General features: G+C 70.4%; 20 protein-coding genes. 14 read left to right on the top strand and 6 right to left on the bottom strand.

Features of this window, described 5'->3' with window-relative positions:
* Nucleotides 1-2 precede the first annotated feature (2 nt).
* Nucleotides 3-1,151: an ACR3 family arsenite efflux transporter gene (gene arsB / locus CT688_RS15035; RefSeq protein ID WP_107758246.1), complete on the top strand. Its 1,149-nt coding sequence runs from the start codon at nt 3-5 to the stop codon at nt 1,149-1,151.
* A complete protein-coding gene (locus CT688_RS15030; protein ID WP_107757540.1) occupies nt 1,148-1,594 on the top strand; it encodes a low molecular weight phosphatase family protein in 447 nt (148 codons plus the stop codon). The genes arsB and CT688_RS15030 overlap by 4 nt, the downstream gene beginning before the upstream one ends.
* A gap of 52 nt (nt 1,595-1,646) precedes the next feature.
* On the opposite strand, the gene CT688_RS15025 is transcribed toward CT688_RS15030, so the two are convergent.
* Nucleotides 1,647-2,072: a pyridoxamine 5'-phosphate oxidase family protein gene (locus tag CT688_RS15025; protein ID WP_107757539.1), complete on the bottom strand. Its 426-nt coding sequence runs from the start codon at nt 2,070-2,072 to the stop codon at nt 1,647-1,649.
* Between the two features lie 178 nt (nt 2,073-2,250).
* Between CT688_RS15025 and ectA the strand changes: the two genes are divergently transcribed.
* From ectA to CT688_RS15010, 4 genes are all read left to right on the top strand, one after another.
* Entirely contained in the window at nt 2,251-2,763 is a 513-nt protein-coding gene (ectA, locus tag CT688_RS17855; RefSeq protein ID WP_031264540.1) for a diaminobutyrate acetyltransferase, read from the top strand.
* Between the two features lie 72 nt (nt 2,764-2,835).
* Nucleotides 2,836-4,131, top strand: a complete 1,296-nt coding sequence (ectB, locus tag CT688_RS15020) for a diaminobutyrate--2-oxoglutarate transaminase (protein ID WP_182613228.1) — start codon at nt 2,836-2,838, stop codon at nt 4,129-4,131.
* 39 nt (nt 4,132-4,170) lie between these two features.
* A complete protein-coding gene (locus CT688_RS15015) occupies nt 4,171-4,593 on the top strand; it encodes an ectoine synthase (protein WP_017835758.1) in 423 nt (140 codons plus the stop codon).
* A 130-nt stretch (nt 4,594-4,723) separates the two neighbouring features.
* Entirely contained in the window at nt 4,724-5,551 is an 828-nt protein-coding gene (locus CT688_RS15010) for a PIG-L deacetylase family protein (protein WP_107757538.1), read from the top strand.
* A gap of 16 nt (nt 5,552-5,567) precedes the next feature.
* Here the strand turns inward: CT688_RS15010 and CT688_RS15005 are convergent, their stop codons facing one another.
* Nucleotides 5,568-6,590 carry a DUF2332 domain-containing protein gene (locus CT688_RS15005; protein ID WP_107757537.1) on the bottom strand — a complete coding sequence of 341 codons (1,023 nt, stop codon included), beginning with the start codon at nt 6,588-6,590 and terminating at the stop codon, nt 5,568-5,570.
* A 102-nt stretch (nt 6,591-6,692) separates the two neighbouring features.
* On the opposite strand from CT688_RS15005, the gene CT688_RS15000 reads away from it, so the two are divergent.
* The 5 genes from CT688_RS15000 (at nt 6,693) to CT688_RS14980 (ending at nt 10,638) form a co-directional block, all read left to right on the top strand.
* Nucleotides 6,693-7,763, top strand: coding sequence for a glutathione S-transferase family protein (locus CT688_RS15000; RefSeq protein WP_107757536.1), 1,071 nt, complete (start codon nt 6,693-6,695; stop codon nt 7,761-7,763).
* A 30-nt stretch (nt 7,764-7,793) separates the two neighbouring features.
* Nucleotides 7,794-8,360 carry a GtrA family protein gene (locus CT688_RS14995; protein ID WP_231750381.1) on the top strand — a complete coding sequence of 189 codons (567 nt, stop codon included), beginning with the start codon at nt 7,794-7,796 and terminating at the stop codon, nt 8,358-8,360.
* A gap of 10 nt (nt 8,361-8,370) precedes the next feature.
* Nucleotides 8,371-9,132, top strand: coding sequence for a trimeric intracellular cation channel family protein (locus CT688_RS14990; RefSeq protein WP_107757534.1), 762 nt, complete (start codon nt 8,371-8,373; stop codon nt 9,130-9,132).
* An 11-nt stretch (nt 9,133-9,143) separates the two neighbouring features.
* A complete protein-coding gene (locus CT688_RS14985; protein ID WP_107758245.1) occupies nt 9,144-9,839 on the top strand; it encodes a hypothetical protein in 696 nt (231 codons plus the stop codon).
* Nucleotides 9,840-9,966: 127 nt separating this feature from the next.
* Complete coding sequence (locus CT688_RS14980) at nt 9,967-10,638, top strand: DNA-3-methyladenine glycosylase I (RefSeq protein ID WP_107757533.1); 672 nt, start codon at nt 9,967-9,969, stop codon at nt 10,636-10,638.
* On the opposite strand, the gene CT688_RS14975 is transcribed toward CT688_RS14980, so the two are convergent.
* Nucleotides 10,617-11,924, bottom strand: a complete 1,308-nt coding sequence (locus tag CT688_RS14975; RefSeq protein ID WP_231750380.1) for a glycoside hydrolase family 3 N-terminal domain-containing protein — start codon at nt 11,922-11,924, stop codon at nt 10,617-10,619. The two genes, CT688_RS14980 and CT688_RS14975, sit on opposite strands and share 22 nt — an antisense overlap.
* 89 nt (nt 11,925-12,013) lie before the next feature.
* Between CT688_RS14975 and CT688_RS14970 the strand changes: the two genes are divergently transcribed.
* Nucleotides 12,014-13,306 (top strand): APC family permease, encoded by a 1,293-nt coding sequence (locus CT688_RS14970; RefSeq protein WP_107757532.1) that lies wholly within the window; start codon nt 12,014-12,016, stop codon nt 13,304-13,306.
* Entirely contained in the window at nt 13,303-14,451 is a 1,149-nt protein-coding gene (locus tag CT688_RS14965) for a nitronate monooxygenase family protein (RefSeq protein ID WP_107757531.1), read from the top strand. Before CT688_RS14970 ends, CT688_RS14965 begins: the two co-directional genes overlap by 4 nt.
* Nucleotides 14,452-14,485: 34 nt before the next feature.
* Here the strand turns inward: CT688_RS14965 and CT688_RS14960 are convergent, their stop codons facing one another.
* Both CT688_RS14960 and CT688_RS17565 read right to left on the bottom strand, forming a co-directional pair.
* Nucleotides 14,486-14,950, bottom strand: a complete 465-nt coding sequence (locus CT688_RS14960; RefSeq protein WP_107758243.1) for an SRPBCC family protein — start codon at nt 14,948-14,950, stop codon at nt 14,486-14,488.
* A 120-nt stretch (nt 14,951-15,070) separates the two neighbouring features.
* Complete coding sequence (locus CT688_RS17565) at nt 15,071-15,211, bottom strand: hypothetical protein (protein ID WP_178088265.1); 141 nt, start codon at nt 15,209-15,211, stop codon at nt 15,071-15,073.
* Nucleotides 15,212-15,507: 296 nt separating this feature from the next.
* On the opposite strand from CT688_RS17565, the gene argJ reads away from it, so the two are divergent.
* Nucleotides 15,508-16,725 (top strand): bifunctional glutamate N-acetyltransferase/amino-acid acetyltransferase ArgJ, encoded by a 1,218-nt coding sequence (argJ, locus tag CT688_RS14955; RefSeq protein ID WP_231750378.1) that lies wholly within the window; start codon nt 15,508-15,510, stop codon nt 16,723-16,725.
* 67 nt (nt 16,726-16,792) lie between these two features.
* Here argJ and CT688_RS14950 read toward each other — a convergent pair whose 3' ends face one another.
* The gene (locus CT688_RS14950) at nt 16,793-17,845 is read right to left on the bottom strand and encodes an alpha/beta hydrolase (protein WP_231750377.1); all 1,053 of its coding nucleotides are present in this window, start codon (nt 17,843-17,845) and stop codon (nt 16,793-16,795) included.
* Nucleotides 17,846-17,855: the final 10 nt, after the last annotated feature.

Below are 17,855 nucleotides of genomic sequence, written 5' to 3'. Positions count from 1 at the left end.
GCATGAGCACCCAGGTCTCGGCCCCGGCCGATCCCGGCGAGCACGTCGCCGCCAGACTGTCCTTCCTCGACCGCTACCTCGCGGTGTGGATACTCCTGGCCATGGCGGCGGGGCTCCTGCTCGGTCGGACCGTCCCCGGTATCGCCGGGGTGCTCGAGAGCGTCAAGGTGGCGGATGTCTCCCTGCCCATCGCGCTCGGACTGCTCATCATGATGTACCCCGTCCTGGCGAAGGTCCGTTACGACGAGACCCACCGGGTCACAGGGGACCGCAGGCTCCTCGTCCTCTCGCTCGCGCTCAACTGGCTGGTCGGACCCGCGCTGATGTTCACCCTGGCCTGGCTCATGCTGCCCGACCTGCCCGAGTACCGGACGGGGCTCATCATCGTCGGCCTGGCCCGGTGTATCGCCATGGTCTTCATCTGGAACGACCTCGCCTGCGGGGACCGGGAGGCCGCCGCCGTCCTCGTGGCGCTCAACTCGGTGTTCCAGGTCATCGCGTTCGCCGGCCTCGGCTGGTTCTACCTCCAGGTCCTCCCCGGATGGCTCGGGCTGGAGACCACGACCGCACAGTTCTCGGTGTGGGCGATCGCGCTGAGCGTACTGGTCTTCCTCGGCATACCCCTCGTCGCGGGGTTCCTCACCAGGTACTACGGCGAGAAGGTCAGGGGTCGCGAGTGGTACGAGGAGACGTTCCTGCCGAAGATCGGCCCGTGGGCGCTCTACGGGCTGCTGTTCACCATCGTCGTGCTCTTCGCGTTCCAGGGCGACGCGATCATGGCCAACCCGCTCGACGTGGCTCGGATCGCCCTGCCGCTGCTCGCGTACTTCGTGCTCATGTTCGGCGGCAGCCTGCTCGCGGCGCGGGCGTCGGGCCTGAACTACGCCAAGTCCACCGCGGTCGCGTTCACCGCCGCGGGCAACAACTTCGAACTGGCGATCGCCGTGAGCATCGGGACCTGGGGCGTGACCTCCGGCCAGGCACTCGCGGGCGTGGTCGGGCCGCTGATCGAGGTCCCGGTCCTGATCGGGCTCGTCTACGTGAGTCTCTGGGCCGGTAAGCGCCTGTTCAAGGACGATCCCACCGTGCCCACCGCGCTGCGTCAGGCGCCGTCCGGCACCGTCCGCAGCTCAGGGGAGGGCCCCCGGTGAGCGATCGGCAGACTCCTCGGCCCACCGTCCTGTTCGTCTGCAAGTCCAACCGCGGTAAGTCCCAGATGGCCGAGGCGCTGCTGCGCCGGGTCGCAGGGGACGCCGTCGAGATCCACTCGGCCGGGACGCGGCCCGCCCTGGGCGAGCCCCCCAACGCCGAGTCGGTCGCCTCCCTCGCCGAGATCGGCGCCGACATGTCGGGGGCGGTCGCCGAGCCGGTGGACGACGACGTCCTGCGCCGAGCCGACCGCGTGGTCGTGCTCGGCACTGCCGCCCGCCTCGATCCGGTCGACGGGATGCGCGCGGCCATCGAGGTCTGGGACACCGACGAGCCCGCCGAGCGGGGAATCGACGGGCCGGAACGGATGGCGCTGATCCGCGACGACATCGACGCCCGGGTCAGGCGCCTGTGGGCGGAACTGGACGACCCGGCCGCCGACTGATCCGACCGGCTGATCCGGCCAGTGGGGTCCGGGGCCCGACCGGGGCCCGCGTCTAACCGGCGTACCGCTCCGGCTCGTCGCCGAAGAGGAAACCGCGGCCCGAGACGTGCTCGGGTGTGATCTCCACGAAGTTGTACTTGAGCGTGGGGATCCACGGCTTGAGGTCGAGTTCCTCGGCGCGGTTGATCTCCTCGAAGCCGTCCAGCCGCCGGGCCTGCCCCCGGACGACCACCGACCACGCCTCCCGGTCCTCGATGTGGTCCACCTGGAACAGCACGTCGGGGTGGATGGTGAGGCCGGCGAGCTTGCTGCCCTCGGCGGTGCGGAAGAAGAGGGTGCCCTCCGTCGACAGCGCGTAGTTGACGGGATAGATGTCGGCCCGCCCGCCCGTGACGGTGACCAGACGGCCGAGCGACTCTGTCGCCAGGAGTTCGAGCGACCGGCCCTCGTCGAATTCTGTGATCGGGTTGTCGTCCATGACGATATCCTCCCAGGTGCGTGGCCGGGACGGAAGAGTGCCGACCTCTCGGAGGGCCCACACCGGGTGACCGACATCACTGCGGGCTGACCACCTGCGGACTCGCCCGTCAATCAGGTAACGATCCGGCGAACCACGATGCAGCAACCGGTCGCCGTCACTACGGTGGGTCATACCTATGAACCCAGGAGAACGAGAAGCACCCCGTAACCCTGATTCGTCCGACGCGATGTTCCGTCCGCCCACTGCGGCTGATGGGAATCGCATGTGGGAGATCGCCCGCGACAGCGGAGTACTCGACCTGAACTCCTCCTATGCCTACGTGCTGTGGGGAGCGGAGTTCTCCGAGAGTTCGGTGGTGGTCGAGGTGGAAGGCCGCGTGGTCGGCTTCGTCACCGGCTTCCTGCGACCCTCGGAGCCGGACACGATCTTCGTCTGGCAGGTGGGCGTGGACGCGGACCAGCGAGGCAAGGGTCTGGCCGCGCGGCTGCTCCACAGCCTGATGGACCGGTTGGCCGAGCGAGGTGTCGTGCGGTTGCGCACCACTATCAGCCCGGACAACGAGGCGTCCCAGCGCACGTTCGGCGCGGTCGCGCGTGACCGGGGCATGACGCTGTCCAGCGAGGACTACCTGAGCTCCGAGCTGCTCGGGGAGGGTCACGAGCGAGAAGACCTCTACACGATTTCCTAGCCGTCGGCGCACGGGCCGTCCGGCCCGCCACCGCTGCCCGCCCTTTCTCTTCATTGGAGTGATCAGAAGACCATGACCGAGTCCACGCACGACACGAGCTCCAACACGGACATCTTCTCGGACCGCGAGTCCGAGGTGCGCAGCTACTCCCGCAACTGGCCGGTGGTGTTCGACACCGCCAAGGGCACGACGCTCACCACGGTGGAGGGCGAGGAGTACCTCGACTTCTTCGGTGGTGCCGGCGCGCTGAACTACGGCCACAACGACGACGACATGAAGGCCGCTCTCCTGGAGTACATCCAGCGCGACGGCGTCACGCATTCGCTCGACAAGTACACGGTCGCCAAGCGCGCCTTCCTCGAGACCTTCTCCTCGACGATCCTCGAGCCGCGGGGACTCGACTACAAGGTCATGTTCCCCGGGCCGACCGGGACCAACGCCGTCGAATCGGCGCTCAAGCTGGCCCGTAAGGTCACCGGGCGTGAGGCCATCATCAACTTCACCAACTCGTTCCACGGCATGACCCTCGGGTCGCTGTCCGTCACGGGTAACTCCATGAAGCGCGCCGGTGCCGGGATCCCGCTGGTCCACGCCACGCCGATGCCGTACGACAACTACTTCGGCGGCGTGACCGAGGACTTCCAATGGATGGAGCGCGTCCTGGTCGACTCCGGCTCGGGCATGAACCGCCCGGCGGCCGTGATCGTCGAGTGTGTGCAGGGTGAGGGCGGCATCAACGCCGCGCGCGCCGAGTGGTTGCAGGCGCTCAACGAGCTCTGTGTCCGCCACGACATCCTGCTCATCGTGGACGACGTCCAGATGGGGTGCGGACGGACCGGTGAGTTCTTCTCGTTCGAGTTCGCGGGGATCAAGCCGGACATCGTCACCCTGTCGAAGTCCATCGGCGGGTACGGGCTCCCGCTCGCACTGACCCTCTTCCGTCGCGACCTCGACGAGTGGACCCCCGGCGAGCACAACGGGACCTTCCGCGGCAACAACATGGCGTTCGTCACCGCAGACGTCGCGCTGCGCAAGTACTGGTCGGACGATCATCTGCAGAACCGCACGCTCGAGAACGGCCGGATCCTGCGCGAACGCTTCTCCCCGCTGGTCTACAAGTACGAGGGCAAGCTCGAGCTGCGTGGACGCGGTATGGCCTTCGGCATCGCCTTCCTCCAGGACGCGGATCTCGCCGGCCAGGTCATGGCCCGGTGCTTCGACAATCACCTGCTCGTCGAGACCGCCGGCCCGAGCGACGAGGTGGTCAAGTTTCTCGCGCCGCTCACCCTGACCGATGAGGAGCGCGACCGCGGCATCGAGATCTGTTACGAGGCCGTCGACCACGTCCTGGCGCAGCAGTACGTCTGAGCGCATCCAGACCATCCCCCTTCCCCGAGGAGGCACCTCATGATCGTTCGCACGACCGCAGGCATCACCGACACCGAGCGCCACATCAAGGGCAACAACGGCAACTGGGAGTCCAAGCGCATCGTCCTGGCCGACGACCGGGTGGGATTCTCGTTCCACGAGACCACCATCGCCGCCGGCACGACCAACGACTTCCACTACGCCAACCACATCGAGGCCGTCTGGCTGACCCGGGGTAAGGGCACGCTGCGGGACCTCACCAACGGCGAGGAGTACCCCCTCGAGGCGGGGTCGATGTACCTCCTGGACGGTCACGAGAAGCACCAGGTGATCGTGGAGGAGGAGATGCAGATGCTCTGCGTCTTCAACCCGCCGGTCGTCGGCGACGAGAACCACGACGAGAACGGCATCTACCCGCTGCTTCGCCTCCAGGACGACGGAACGGTCGTCCGGGAGAAGTAGGGCGCCACCGCCGGGTCCGCGTGTCCTCTTCGGCGTGCGCGCCCGGATCGCACGAGACGAGAGGGGATGCGCGTCGGGTTCGGTCCATTCCGGGCGCACACCCGGCCGGCGGGCAGGGCAGAATGTCCGGGTGTCGACCATCGTCTTCCTCCACGCCCACCCCGACGACGAGACGTCCCAGACCGCCGGGATGATGGCCGTCGCCGCGCGCGGTGGCCATCGCGTCGTCACGGTCTTCGCCACGGACGGCGACCACGGTCAGCGACCTGATCACCTCGGAGACGACGGGGACCTGGTGGAGCACCGGCGCGGGGAGGCCCGGGCCGCCGCGGACGTCCTGGGCGTCGCCCGGATCGACTGGCTGGGGTACCGCGACTCGGGCATGACCGGATGGGCGCAGAACGACGACCCGTTGTCCCTGCACAGCGCCGACACCGACCACGCCGCCGGCCGTCTCGCCCGGATCCTCGACAGGGAGGACGCCGACGTCCTCGTGGGGTACGACCACCACGGGAACTACGGGCACCCCGATCACCTGGCCGTCCACCGGATCGCCCGCCGCGCGGTGGGGGTGGCGGCCCGTCGACCGCGATTGCTGGAGGCCACCACCAATCAGGACGCGCAACTCGAGATGCTCGACAGTCCCGAGGCCGCGGAGTTCCTCGAGACACTCGCGGCCGGCGGAATGGACGTGGCCGAGCTGCGACGGATGATCCTCACCGGTGATGACGGACTGCCGGTCGGGGTCCCGCAGTCGGAGATCGCGTGGGCGATCGACCTGCCCGCGGACGTACTGGAGCTCAAGCGGCGCGCGATGCAGTGCCACGCCAGTCAGACCAGCGACATCGGCATGATGCTGGCCCTGCCGAAGGAGGTCTACGCGGCGGCGTTCGGGACCGAGTACCTCATCGAGCCGGGGCTCGACCGGCCGATGCGCAGACAGTGGCCGTTCGACTGACCGGGGTGCGTCGAACTCAGGGCACGTCGAGTGCGCGGACCCAGTCGCCGTGGCCGTGCGCCGTGGCCAGTGGACGACCGTTGACGGCGACGACGAAGATGCCCTTGTGACGTCGGATCGACTCCGGGACCTGCTCGGCGACGTCGGGCAGTAGTGTCACCCCCTCCACGGAGATCCAGATGCAGTCGAGCGCCGAGACCCGGCGGACGAACTCCGCGCGGGCCGGAGGTTCGAGGTATCCGAGTACCGCGGTGTGGAACACCACCGGCGTGGATCCCGCGGGGCAGGCGGCCACGGAGTCCTCCAGCCTCTCGACCAGGTCGCCGGCGATGATGTGCGCCGGGTCCGCGGCGGCGATGTCGAGTGCGGACTCCAGACGTGGCGCCCGCTCGGCGTGCTGTCCGGGCCAGATCAGGCTCCGCAGCCAGGCCCTCGAGTCGGCGTCGGAGGGGTCGATCGGGGACAGGTCCACCCCGCCGCGGTGGACCACGTCGGGCAGTGACCGTGGGCGGAGGACGCCGTCGCGCAGGGCGCAGTCGAGGACCGGGGCGCCGGAGACCGGGGAGCCGGTGCCGGACCCCGGTGGTCGCAGTTCGTGGGTGGGACCGCCGTCCAGCGAGAACCGGTAGGCGTACCGGTCCGGATACAGGCACAGGCCGGCGGAGGCGCCCATCTCCACCAGGGAGAGCGGGCCGGGGATGAGGGAGAGGAACGGCAGGAGCACCGCGCACCGCTTGGCCTCGTTGGTCTGTGTCGAGTGTGTGAGTGCGATCTGTTCGATCTCGTGCCAATGGTTGTGGACGAACTCCCGGAACACCGCGTAGTCCTCGGTCTCGGGCGCGCCCGCGTGCCGCGCGGAGGCGAAGACCAACGCGGGCTGTCTCTTGATCCGGGGAAGGCTCCCGATGAGTTCGCACGTGGCCGGATCCTCGGCCACTCCCCGTGCCCACGCCAGGTAGACGGGCGTGCGGCCGCGGACCTCGAATTCGGCGAACTCGGCGTAGCGGGTGGGCACGTCGTCGACGTGAGCGGAGTCCATGTGGTCAGCGTGGCACACCGGCTCCGGTGGCGCGTGGTTCCGACACCAGGTACGTTGGTGATGCATCAATCACTTGCCGCGACGACGACCGCAGGAGATCCCATGGCAGACGACACCGAGTTCATCGCAGCCAAGAACGCCTCGGAGGACGGTGAGTTCGTCCGCGACGCCACCTACATCAACGACCGGGTGGTGGCGGATCTCCCGGCGGGATCGGACCCGGTGGGCGACAAGGTCGGCGAGATGCGGTGGCCCGTCGAGGCGGGGCGGTACCGCCTCATGGCGGCCCGCGCGTGCCCGTGGGCCAGCCGCTCGATCATCGTCCGGCGTCTGATGGGCCTGGAGGACGCCATCTCCATGGGGTTGGCCGGCCCGACCCACGACGTCAATTCCTGGGTCTTCGACCTCGACCCGGACGGCAAGGACCCGGTCACGGGCATCCACCGCCTCCAGGAGGCGTACTTCAACCGGATCCCCGACTACCCGCGCGGCATCACGGTGCCGGCGCTGGTCGACCTCCCCACCACGTCGGTCGTGACCAACGCCTATCAGAAGCTCAACTTCGATCTGCTCACGGAGTGGTCCGCCTTCCACCGCGCCGGTGCGCCGGACCTCTACCCCGAGGAGCACCGCGACGAGATCGACGAGTTGGACTCGTGGATCTATCCCACCGTCAACAACGGCGTCTACCGCTGCGGGTTCGCGGCCGAGCAGAGGGCCTACGAGGAGGCCTACGACGAGCTCTGGGCCTCACTGGACCGTCTCGAGGAGCGGTTGACGACCCGCCGCTATCTCGCGGGGGACACGATCACGGTCGCGGACATCCGACTGTTCACCACCCTCGTGCGGTTCGACGCCGTCTACCACGGTCACTTCAAGGCCAACCGCAACAAGATCACGGAGATGCCGGCCCTGTGGGGCTACCTCCGCGACCTGTTCCAGACGCCCGGGTTCGGCGACACCTGCGACTTCCCACAGATCAAGGAGCACTACTACAACGTCCACCGGGACGTGAACCCCACCGGCATCGTGCCCAAGGGGCCCGACCTGTCCGGCCTGCTCACCCCGCACCACCGCGATGAGTTGGGTGGCCGCCCGTTCGGTGACGGCACCGCCCCCGGGCCGATCGAGGATCCGTCCGAGCGCGTCCCGGAGGGCCACGGAGCGGACTAGATTCCTCCCGTGGGCCTAGACTGGCTCGCTGTGAACCCGGCCCCGTCCGAACTAGGTCGTTATCGACGAAACGCCCGTCAGTTCCTCATGTTCGGGATCGTGGGCGGATCCGGGATGGTCGTCAACATGATCGTCACGGTCCTGATGAACAGGGCCAACGGCGGCACCCAGAACGCGCAGGACATCCTGTTCCCGTTCGCGGGGACGGACTACAACTTCCGCTTCACCACCCTGGTGTGGATCGTCGCGTTCCTCGTGGCCAACCTCTACAACTTCCTGCTCAACCGGCACTGGACGTTCGGTAAGGGGCACAAGGCCCCGGTCATGCAGGAGTTCTGGCCGTTCCTGTTGGTCGGTTCGGTCGCTGCCGCCGCGGGGATCTTCATCAAGCTGGCCTTCACCAACCCCACCTCGCCGCTCTACCTTCCGGAGCCGTGGTTCCACGAGGACGCGGGCATCCACTCCCGGGAGTACTGGGGTCAGCTGCTGACGATCCTCATCACGATGCCGATCAACTTCGTCGTCAACAAGCTGTGGACGTTCCGTTCCGTGCGGCGGCGCCACCACGCCCGCTCCACCGCGGACGCGGTGGTCTAGGGGACCGGTCGTGGAGTCCTCGACCCTGCTGCTGTGGTTCGACCTCGTGGGGGTGTTCTTCTTCGCCCTGTCCGGCAGTCTGCTGGCCGCGCGCAAGAACATCGACATCACCGGTGGCCTGGTCCTGGGCCTGCTGGCCGGGCTCGGCGGGGGCATCATGCGTGACGTCATGCTGGGGGTCACGCCGCTGGCCCTGGCCCAGCCGGTCCTGCTGGTGCCGCCGTTCGTCGCCTCCGCGGTGGTGTACCTGCTGGGCGCGCACCTGCACCGCGTCCGGACGTTGATCATCGTCTTCGACGCCGCCGGGCTGGGGCTGTTCTGCACGTTCGGTACCGCCCGGGCGCTCGACCACGGGATGCCCGTCGCCTCCGCGCTGCTACTCGGGGTGGTCACCGCGGTCGGCGGGGGCCTGCTCCGCGATGTCGTGGCCAACGAGATCCCGGCCGTGTTCAACGGCTCCGACCTGTACGTCATCCCCGCCGCCACCGGTGCCGCGCTGACCGCGCTGGCCGTGTCCACCGACACGTGGGGCCCGGTCGCGGCGGCGGCGTTGTCCGCGTTCACCTTCACGTTCCGGATGGTCGCGTGGCGTCTGCAGTGGCGTGTCCCGGCCCCCATGCGCGGATGGAGCATGCGGGGGATCGACACCCGCCTGCGGCGCGACCGGCCGGTGTTCGGCCGTCCCGGCCGGATGAAGGGCGACGACGACGAGCCCCGCCGGGACGAGGACGTCGACGACTACCGGGATGGCCCACCGGGTCTCCGCCGGTAGTGTGTGCCGTCGTGCAGTATTACCTCAGCCTGCTGGGATTCGCGGCAGTCGACTCCGTCAACCTCCTGGCCTTCGCCGTGATCGCCGGACTGTGGCTCACGGCCGCCGGGCGGGGGGGAGGCTTCACCCCGCGTGCCGCCCGGTTCACCGGCGGGGCGTTCTGCGGCATCGTCCTGCTCTCACTGGTGTCGGTGTGGGTGATCGGCAACAACCAGGAGTTCGTGCGCAGCCTGTTCTACAACCTCTGGGCGATGGTGGTCATGGGGGTGGTCGGTGTGGTGATCACCGTGTTGGGACTGCGCAGGCCGGCGGAGGCCAAAGAGGACAGCGTCGAGGCCCCGCTCGCCCAGACCGTATTGCAGCGCTTCGGCATCATGGCCACCGGCATCTCGCTGGGCGTCATCCAGTCGGCCACGTCGGCGCCGTTCGCTGCGGGCATGGTCCTCATCTCCTTCGCCGAGACCCCCTGGTGGTCCAAGCTCCTCCAGATCCTGTTCTTCGCGGTCATCGCGATCCTGCCGAGCACGGCGCTGATCGTCACGTTGTCGCGCGTCGACTCGTCCGGAGTCGCCGCGGCGACCCGCCGGATCGACCGATTCCTCGCCCGCGGTCGCGTGGCCGGTCGGATGCTCACGCTCGTCGTGGGGGTGGCGCTCATGCTCCTGGCGACGGTGCGCATCGTGCAGCTCAGCGGGGTGCTGGCGTAACCGCATCACGGCGTCGCCGGATCGTTCCATGGCCTGATCGTTCCGCGGCCGGGGTCTTGTCGGAGCCGCTTCCTAGGGTGACGATGACCACCGTGGAGGGTGGTCCACGACTCCGTAGGGGGAGAGCATGACGATAGATCAGGTGTATCGGGCAGACGGCGCGGTCCGGTGCGAGGACGGACTGATGCGACCTCCGTGGGCGGCGCGGGACCCGTTGCTGCGGGAATACTACGACACCGAATGGGGGATGCCGGTCCACGACGAGGCCGGTCTCTTCGAGCGACTCGTCCTGGAGGGGTTCCAGTCGGGCCTGAGTTGGCTGACGATCCTGCGCAAGCGTCCGGCGTTCCGGGAGGCGTTCGCCGGGTTCTCGCCGGACGCGGTCGCGGAGTTCGGCGACGCCGACGTCGCCCGGCTCATGGCGGACGAGAGGATCGTGCGCAACCGTCGCAAGATCGACGCGGCCGTGGGCAATGCGCGCGCCGTGATCTCCCTCCGGGCCGAGGGCGGTCTGGGCGAGTTGATCTGGTCGTACCGGCCGGAGACCACCCCGGAACCCAGGACGATGAGCGAGGTCCCCAGCCGATCACCGGAATCGGAGGCGCTGGCCCGGGAGCTCAAGCGGCGGGGGTTCAGCTTCGTGGGTCCGGTGACGGTGTTCGCGTTGATGGAGGCCATCGGCGTCGTCGACACCCATCTCGTGAGCTCGCATCGTCGGGGGACCTCCGGCATCTGGTCGAGCGGAGGACTGCCCGGGATCACACCAGGGGGCCGGGTTCAGCCCGGCGGTCCGGGCTGAGGGGGCGACTCGGGTAGTCCGGGCAGGTCGGCGCGGGGCGGGAGCCCGGGTGTGGTGCCGGCGAGGGCTCCCGCCTCCGTCAGCTGGCCGGTCGCCGGCCGGCTCAGGCACCCCGGGATGCCGCGGAGGGTCGCCATCCGGGCGAGCGAGAGGTCCAGGTCTTCCTTCCGCAGGGCGCCCTCGGCGAGCGCGCGCTCGACGGCGTCGAGTGCCTCGGGGATCCCGGCGGTGGTGATCCACAGCGGTGAATCGGCCCCGGCGATGAGCGATTCGGTGACCGCCCGGGGGAGCGGGAAGTCGTTCGTCACGGCGCGCATCCCGGACAGGTCGTCGGTGAAGATCGGGCCGTCGAAGGCGGGGGCGCCGTACCCGCGCCCCTCACGCAGCAGTCGGTACGCGGCCGGGGAGAGCGACGCCGGCCGGTCGACACCGGTGAGGCCCGGCACCTGCTGGTGCCCCAGCATCATCGCCGCGCCGGGGGTCTCGGCGAGTTCGGAGAAGGGCCGGAGATCGTGCGGCACGAGTTGATCCAGCGGGGGCACGGTCACCGCTTCGTGGTGGCTGTCCCCGGACGATCGGCCGTGCCCGGGGAAGTGCTTGAACACCGGCGTCACCCCGGCGTCGAGGAGCCCCGCGGAGAACGCGCGGGCGTAGCTGACCACCCGGGCCGGGTCGGGTGAGAACGACCGGTCGCCGATCACCGCCCAGTCCGGCTGGTCGGACACGTCGACAGACGGCGCGAAGTCGACGGTCACCCCCATCTCACGGAGGAACTCACCGCGCGCCCGCGCCGCGGACCGGACCTCCTCGGGGCTCATGGTGGCGGCCATGACGCGGGCGGACGGCATCGGCCCGGCATAGGGGGCGATGCGGGACACGCGACCGCCCTCCTCGTCGATCGACACGAGCAGCGGTAGCGCCGAGTCCTCCTGAAGTCGCGCGAGACCGTCGCCGGAGACGACTTCACCCACGACATCCCCGCCGAGGAAGATCCCCCCGATGTTGTGCTCGTCGACCGCCCGCCGGGCGTCGGCCATCGAGCTCACGCCCACGGTGAACAACTGCGCGATCCGCTCCCGCTGGCTCAGGGAGTCCAGGGGCGACTCGCAGGGCGGCGCGGCGGCCCGGGAATGCTCGGACGGTCGGGCCGTCGCGTGGTGCTCCCGGGATCCGGCTCCCGGTGTGCCCTCAGTGCCTGCCGTGCCGCAGCCGGCCAGCGCCAGTCCGGCGAGGAGTCCGCCGACCGGGACGACGACCGCGACACGGAGCCGACGGAGAGTACGCACCAGTCGAATGTAACCGCTGTACCGCCACCGACCGCGGGGGCACGAGGTCAATTCACCCGGCGGCCAACAATGGGTGCGACCATGCCCGCATGGCAGCATCACTCGACCGTCGACTGGGTATGAGCGATGCCGTGGTGGTGGGCCTCGGCGCGATGATCGGCGCGGGGGTCTTCGTTGCCTTCGCCCCCGCGGCGGCCCGGGCGGGGTCGCTGGTGTGGGCGGCGCTCGCGGTCGCGGCGGTGGTGGCGGCGTGCAACGCGGTGTCCTCTGCGCGGTTGGCCGCCCGGTTCCCGTCCGCCGGCGGCACCTACGTCTACGGGCGCGAGGTCCTCGGGCCGTTGCCGGGGTTCCTGGCGGGCTGGGGGTTCGTGGTGGGTAAGACCGCCTCCTGCGCGGCGATGGCGCTCACCGCAGGCCTCTACGTGTGGCCGGAGCACGCTCACGTGGTGGCGGCCGCCTCGGTGCTCGCGCTGACGCTGCTGTCGGTCTTCGGGGTTCAGCGCAGCGCCGGTGCGTCCAGGGTGCTCGTCGCGATGGTGGTGGCGGTCCTCGCGGTGTTCGTGGTGGCGGCCTGGACCATCGGCCCGGGGGCGGCCGGCGCGGTACTTCCGGTGTCCCCGGTGCCGTCCGTGGACGACGAGCCGTGGCCCGCGCGGCTGCTCGGGATCCTCGGCGGGGCCGGGTTCTGCTTCTTCGCCTTTGCCGGGTACGCACGCATCGCCACCCTCGGCGAGGAGGTACGCGAACCCGAGAGGACCATCCCCAGGGCGGTGGTGATCGCGATCTCCGTGGTCATCGTCGTCTACGCGGTGGTCCTGGCCACGACGGTCCACGTCCTCGGGGTGGGGGGCGTGGCGGCGGGTCCGGCGCCGGTCCTGGACGCGGCGCAGCGGATCGGCGACGGCGAGATCGCCCCGATCGTGCGGGTGGCCGCAGGAATCGCGGCGCTGGGCGCGCTGCTGGGGGGCGTCCTCGGGGTCTCGCGGACGACGATGGCCATGGCCCGCGACCGGCACCTGCCCTCGCGGTTGGCCGCGGTCCACCCGGCCACGCGGACGCCGTACGTGGCCGAGATCTGCGTGGGCGCGGTCGTGGCCGGCATCGTCCTGGTGGCGGACGTGCGCCAGGCGATCGGGTTCTCGTCGTTCGCGGTACTGGTCTACTACCTCATCGCCAACGCGGCGGCCCTGCGGCTCCCCCGGGAGCACCGTCGTCTGCCGGCCTGGGTTCCGGTCGTCGGTGCGATCGGCTGCGCGGTGGTGGCCGGGAGCCTGCCCTGGCACTCGGTGGTGGCCGGACTCGCCGTCTTCGCGCTCGGCGGGGTGGTCTACGCGGTCACCCGCCGTCGCGCGGTCCCGCCGGGCGTACCGTCACAGCCATGAGCGAGCGCCCGCCCCGGTTCCGCGACCGACCTGACCGCCCAGACCGACCTGACCGCCCAGACCGGCGTGGCCGCCTGCTGCCCGCCCACCTCCGCAGGCCCGTCATAGGGGCGCCCATGGCCGGGGGTCCCACGACCCCGGAGCTGATCGCCGCGGTCGGCGAGGCGGGTGGCCTGGGAATGCTCGGCTCGGGTTACCTCGACGCCGCCGGTACGCGCGCGGAGATCGCCCGCGTGCGGGCGGTCACCGACGCGCCGTTCGGCGTCAACGTCTTTCTGGTGGACCGGGACGACTCCGACGCGGCCCTCGCCGCCGCCGGCGGACCGCGGGTCGTCGAGAACTACGCGACCGCGATCGGACCCGTCGCCGAGGACCTCGGGATCGCGCTCGCCCCGAGCCCGGACTTCACCGACTTCGACCAGGACGCGACCCTCGCCGCGTTGGTCGCCGACCCGGTCGACGTGGTCTCGTTCACCTTCGGGATCCCCGGTCGCGACGTGGTGGAGGCGCTGCAGGAGGTGGGCACCGCGGTCGTCGTCACCGTGGCGGGCGTGCAGGACGCCCGCCGGGCGGTGGAGGCGGGCGCCGACTGGCTCTCGGTGCAGTCCGCGGAGGCGGGCGGTCACCGCTCGACCACGACCATCGGCGAACGGCCGGATTCCATCTCGACAGTGGACCTCGTGCGGTCCGTCCGGTCGGAACTGCCGGACGTCCCCTTCGTCGCCGCGGGTGGGATCAGCACCCCGCAGGACGTCGCGGCAGCCCTCGGAGCGGGCGCCGACGGTGTCCAACTGGGGACGGTCCTGCTGCGCACCCGGGAGGCGGGCACGAACGCCCTGTACCGCGCCGCGTTAGGCGATCCCCGGTTCACGGAGTCGAGGCCGACGCGCAGCTACACCGGGCGCTACGCACGTGCTCTGGTCAACGGGTTCGTGGCCGAGTTCGACGCGGTCGCTCCGCCGGCCTACCCTCTCCTTCACGTCCTCACCGGGCCGGTGCGCAAGGCCGCCACCGACACCGGTGACGTCGAGGTCCCGCCACTGTGGGCCGGCTCGGGCTGGCGTGCGGCCGGGTCCTACGCCGATCGGCCGGCCGCCGAGGTGGTCGCCGAACTCTGGGATCGGGGCACGACTCTCACGGGATGAACGCCTGAGGACCGGGCCGAACCCCCGGGGCGGCTCAGTCGGTGCGACGCTCCGCCTCGGCGGCGATGTCCGCCAGATCCTGCTCCATGGCCTTGCGGGTCGCTCGTTCGGCGAGCCCGCCCATCAGAGCCATCACGACCCGGGAGATCGCCGGGGCGTGCGCGGTGTGGGAACCGAACCGCATCCGCAGGGTCGACCCGGCGCCGTCCGGGTCCGGGGTCACGGTGAACACCGTCTTGTACTCGGTGCCTCCGTTCTCGGAGACGATCGCGGTGGAGTGCGGAGGCTCGGCGGTGAGGACCATCATCTCCTCGGTGGACTTCACGCCGAACATCCTGCGGGTCTCCCGCCATCGCAGCCCGGGCTGATAGGGCCCCGGCGTGAGGATCTCGACCGCCAGGACCCCGCTGAGGGTGCGGTGCGCGGAGGGGATGTCGGTGAGCACGGCCCAGACCTCGTCGGGGCCGGCGGCGACGTGACGGGAGAGATCGAGCTGCATGGAATCGAGGTTACCGCCTGAGATGCGGAAACCGGCCCCGCTCGAGGCGGGGCCGGTCACACGCGGTGCCCGGGCCAGGCCGAACCCGGCCCGGGCTGATGCGCCGTCAGGCGCGTCGACTCAGGAGCCGAAGTTCTCGACGAAGCCGCCGAAGAAGCCGAGGACCTGGGCGATGAGGTCGGAGCCGAAGTCGGCGGCAGCCGAACCGGTGTTGACGGCGGCGGAACCGGTGGCGATGCCATTGATGAAGTCGGAGATCATGGTTGAGATCCTTTCGTCGTACCGACGGTGGGCTCTCCACCGCCGTGGTCTGCGTCGTTCGGACGCTCAGTGGGTACATCCGGACGACTGCGGCCGACGTTACCCAGAGAAGACTCCGAACCCCACCTGACAAGGGCTTTTGCCACGCGGTGGACGGTAAGGCCGCGTTCATACCAACAGGAAGTGAGTGACTGAAAGTGCTCAGGTGAGAGCTGTCTCACATTTAGTCCCGGGTCGGCGCACAGGGCGTCAACCGGCGGTCCGTGCGCGGGGTCGACGGGCCTAGACTCGGGGGCGTGAACTCCATCCGCACCGCGACCGCTTCCTCCGGACCGATCCCTCTGCCCGCGGGCTTCCGCGCACACGCGGGGGCCGCGGGGCTCCGCGAGGAGGGGGACGACGTCTTCGTCGTCGTCAACGACGGCCCGTCCCCGGCCTCGTCCGCGGTGTTCACCCGGTCCCGATTCGCCGGCCCCTCGGTGGTCCTCAGTCGGGAGAACGCCGCGGGCGGCCGGGCGCGCGGCGTGGTGGTGGTGGCCAAGAACGCCAACGTCGCCACGGGCGAGCAGGGGATGGCCGATGCGCGCGAGGTGCTCGAGCACGCGGCCGCGGCCGTGGGTACGGCGCCGGGGGAGATGCTCATCGCCTCGACCGGGGTGATCGGCCGGCGCTACCCCATGCCGATCCTGCGTGCCCATCTCGACTCGTTGGCCGAGGCCGGGTTCGACGCCGACGCTCTCGCTCTGGCCAGCGCGATGATGACGACCGACACCCACCCGAAGACGGCGACAACGGACATGACGACGACGACGGGCGGCACCGCCCGGGTCGTGGGCATCGCCAAGGGGGTCGGGATGGTCGAGCCGGACATGGCCACGATGATCGCCGTGGTCTTCACCGACGCCGCCGTGGAGCCCGGTGCGCTCGACGCCGCGTTCCGGAGCGCGGTGGACGCCACGTTCAACTGCCTGTCCGTCGACACCGACACCTCGACCTCCGACACCGCGATCGCGCTCGCCAGTGGTGTGGCCGGTCCGGTCGACGACGTGGAGCTCCGGAGAGCCCTGGAAGCCGTCTGCCTGGACCTCACCCTCCAGCTCGCCCGGGACGGCGAGGGCGCCACCAAGCTCCTCACCGTGGAGGTCACCGGCGCCCGGGACCGCGCCCAGGCGAAACGCGTGGCCAAGACGATCCTCAACTCGCCCCTGGTGAAGACCGCCGTCCACGGGGCGGACCCCAACTGGGGCCGCGTCGCCATGGCGATCGGAAAGTGCCAGGACGACACCGACATCGACCCGGAGCGGGTGCGCATCGTCTTCGGCGACCTCGAGACCTATCCCGCATTCCCCGGTGACGCAGAACTCGAGCGGCTCACCGAGATCATGCGGGCCGACGAGGTCACCATCTCGGTCGACCTGGGTGTCGAGGGCGGCGCCGCCGACGGTGACTGCACGGTCTACGGCTGCGACCTCTCCCGCGAGTACATCTCGATCAACGCCGACTACACCACCTGAGCCGGGCACCGGGTGGGCGCCGGGCCATCCGGACGAAATACCCGGGCTTCAGGCCGCGGGCCGTCCGTCACCCGGTGGTCCGGGGCTGCCGGCGCGCCATCTCGAGGATCGTGTCGCGGGTGTCGTGCCAGACCCGACCGGTGATGTCGCCCCACGGGTCGTGGCCACCGGGGACCAGGGACACGCGGGCGGGGTCGCCCGCCCGGCGGGCCTGGCGAACGTAGGTCTCGGACTGCTCGGGGGACACGACCTCGTCGTCACGACCGTGGACGCACACCACCGGGACCCCGGTGGGCAGGTGGGACACGGGCGAGGCGTCCCGGTAGCGCTGAAGACGGGTGCCGGAGGGGCCGCCGAGGAGCCCGGCGACGTACCTGTCCCCGGCCTGTTCCGCGCGCAGCAGATCCGCCACCCCGGCCAGGGACACACACCCCGAGACCGGGACGACGGGACGGGATCCGGGCAGCGAGGACGGTAGTCGTGCCCGCCCGGCGACCCACAGCGCCAGGTGCCCGCCGGCGGAGTGCCCGGCGACCACCACCCGGCGCAGGTCCAGCCGGCCGCCCACGAGTGCGGACACCTCCGCCACGTGATCCACGGCCTTGCACACGTCCGCGACCGTGGTGGGCCATCCGCCGCCCGAGCCGACCCGGCGATACTCGATGTTCCACACCGCCACGTCGAAGGAGGCCAGATCCCGAGCCTGGTTCTCCATGTACGCCAGGCCCATCGAGTCCCTCCACCCGCCGCCGTGGATCAACACCACCACCGGCAGTGCGGGGTTGGCCGACTCGGGCAGGTAGAGATCGCCGAAGGTCTGCCCGTCGGAGTCACCGGGCTCGCCGTAGAAGTAGCGGCGCGGTTCAAGGACACCGACCGCACCCTCGGGCGGGACGTAGGGGCGGGCGGCCACGGAGTCGACGCCGGGGCCGGACGTGGGCTCGGCGGCGTCGCCGGCCCCGAGGGCCGAGGTCAGCGCCCATCCCGCCGCGCCGCCCGCCCCCACCGAGAGGCCGATCAACAGGGCGCGCCGCGACAGGTCGGTCCGGCCGCCACGCGCGCGGCGGCGGACATGACGGTGGTCGGGCACGCGGCGGTCGGGCATGCGGGGAGACGGCATGCGGCGGCGG

It is taken from the genome of Dietzia sp. JS16-p6b (genome assembly GCF_003052165.1).
GTDB lineage: Bacteria > Actinomycetota > Actinomycetes > Mycobacteriales > Mycobacteriaceae > Dietzia.
This window is presented reverse-complemented; position numbering and strand designations above follow the sequence as displayed.

Coding starts and splice junctions, on each gene's coding strand:
- CT688_RS15025 (WP_107757539.1), bottom strand. CDS start 2,072: ATGGACGACAACCCGATCACAGAATTCGACGAGGGCCGGTCGCTCGAA.
- CT688_RS14970 (WP_107757532.1), top strand. CDS start 12,014: ATGGCAGCATCACTCGACCGTCGACTGGGTATGAGCGATGCCGTGGTG.
- CT688_RS15015 (WP_017835758.1), top strand. CDS start 4,171: ATGATCGTTCGCACGACCGCAGGCATCACCGACACCGAGCGCCACATC.
- CT688_RS14980 (WP_107757533.1), top strand. CDS start 9,967: ATGACGATAGATCAGGTGTATCGGGCAGACGGCGCGGTCCGGTGCGAG.
- CT688_RS15000 (WP_107757536.1), top strand. CDS start 6,693: ATGGCAGACGACACCGAGTTCATCGCAGCCAAGAACGCCTCGGAGGAC.
- CT688_RS14965 (WP_107757531.1), top strand. CDS start 13,303: ATGAGCGAGCGCCCGCCCCGGTTCCGCGACCGACCTGACCGCCCAGAC.
- ectA (WP_031264540.1), top strand. CDS start 2,251: ATGAACCCAGGAGAACGAGAAGCACCCCGTAACCCTGATTCGTCCGAC.
- arsB (WP_107758246.1), top strand. CDS start 3: ATGAGCACCCAGGTCTCGGCCCCGGCCGATCCCGGCGAGCACGTCGCC.
- CT688_RS17565 (WP_178088265.1), bottom strand. CDS start 15,211: ATGATCTCCGACTTCATCAATGGCATCGCCACCGGTTCCGCCGCCGTC.
- CT688_RS14960 (WP_107758243.1), bottom strand. CDS start 14,950: ATGCAGCTCGATCTCTCCCGTCACGTCGCCGCCGGCCCCGACGAGGTC.
- ectB (WP_182613228.1), top strand. CDS start 2,836: ATGACCGAGTCCACGCACGACACGAGCTCCAACACGGACATCTTCTCG.
- CT688_RS15005 (WP_107757537.1), bottom strand. CDS start 6,590: ATGGACTCCGCTCACGTCGACGACGTGCCCACCCGCTACGCCGAGTTC.
- CT688_RS14950 (WP_231750377.1), bottom strand. CDS start 17,845: ATGCCGTCTCCCCGCATGCCCGACCGCCGCGTGCCCGACCACCGTCAT.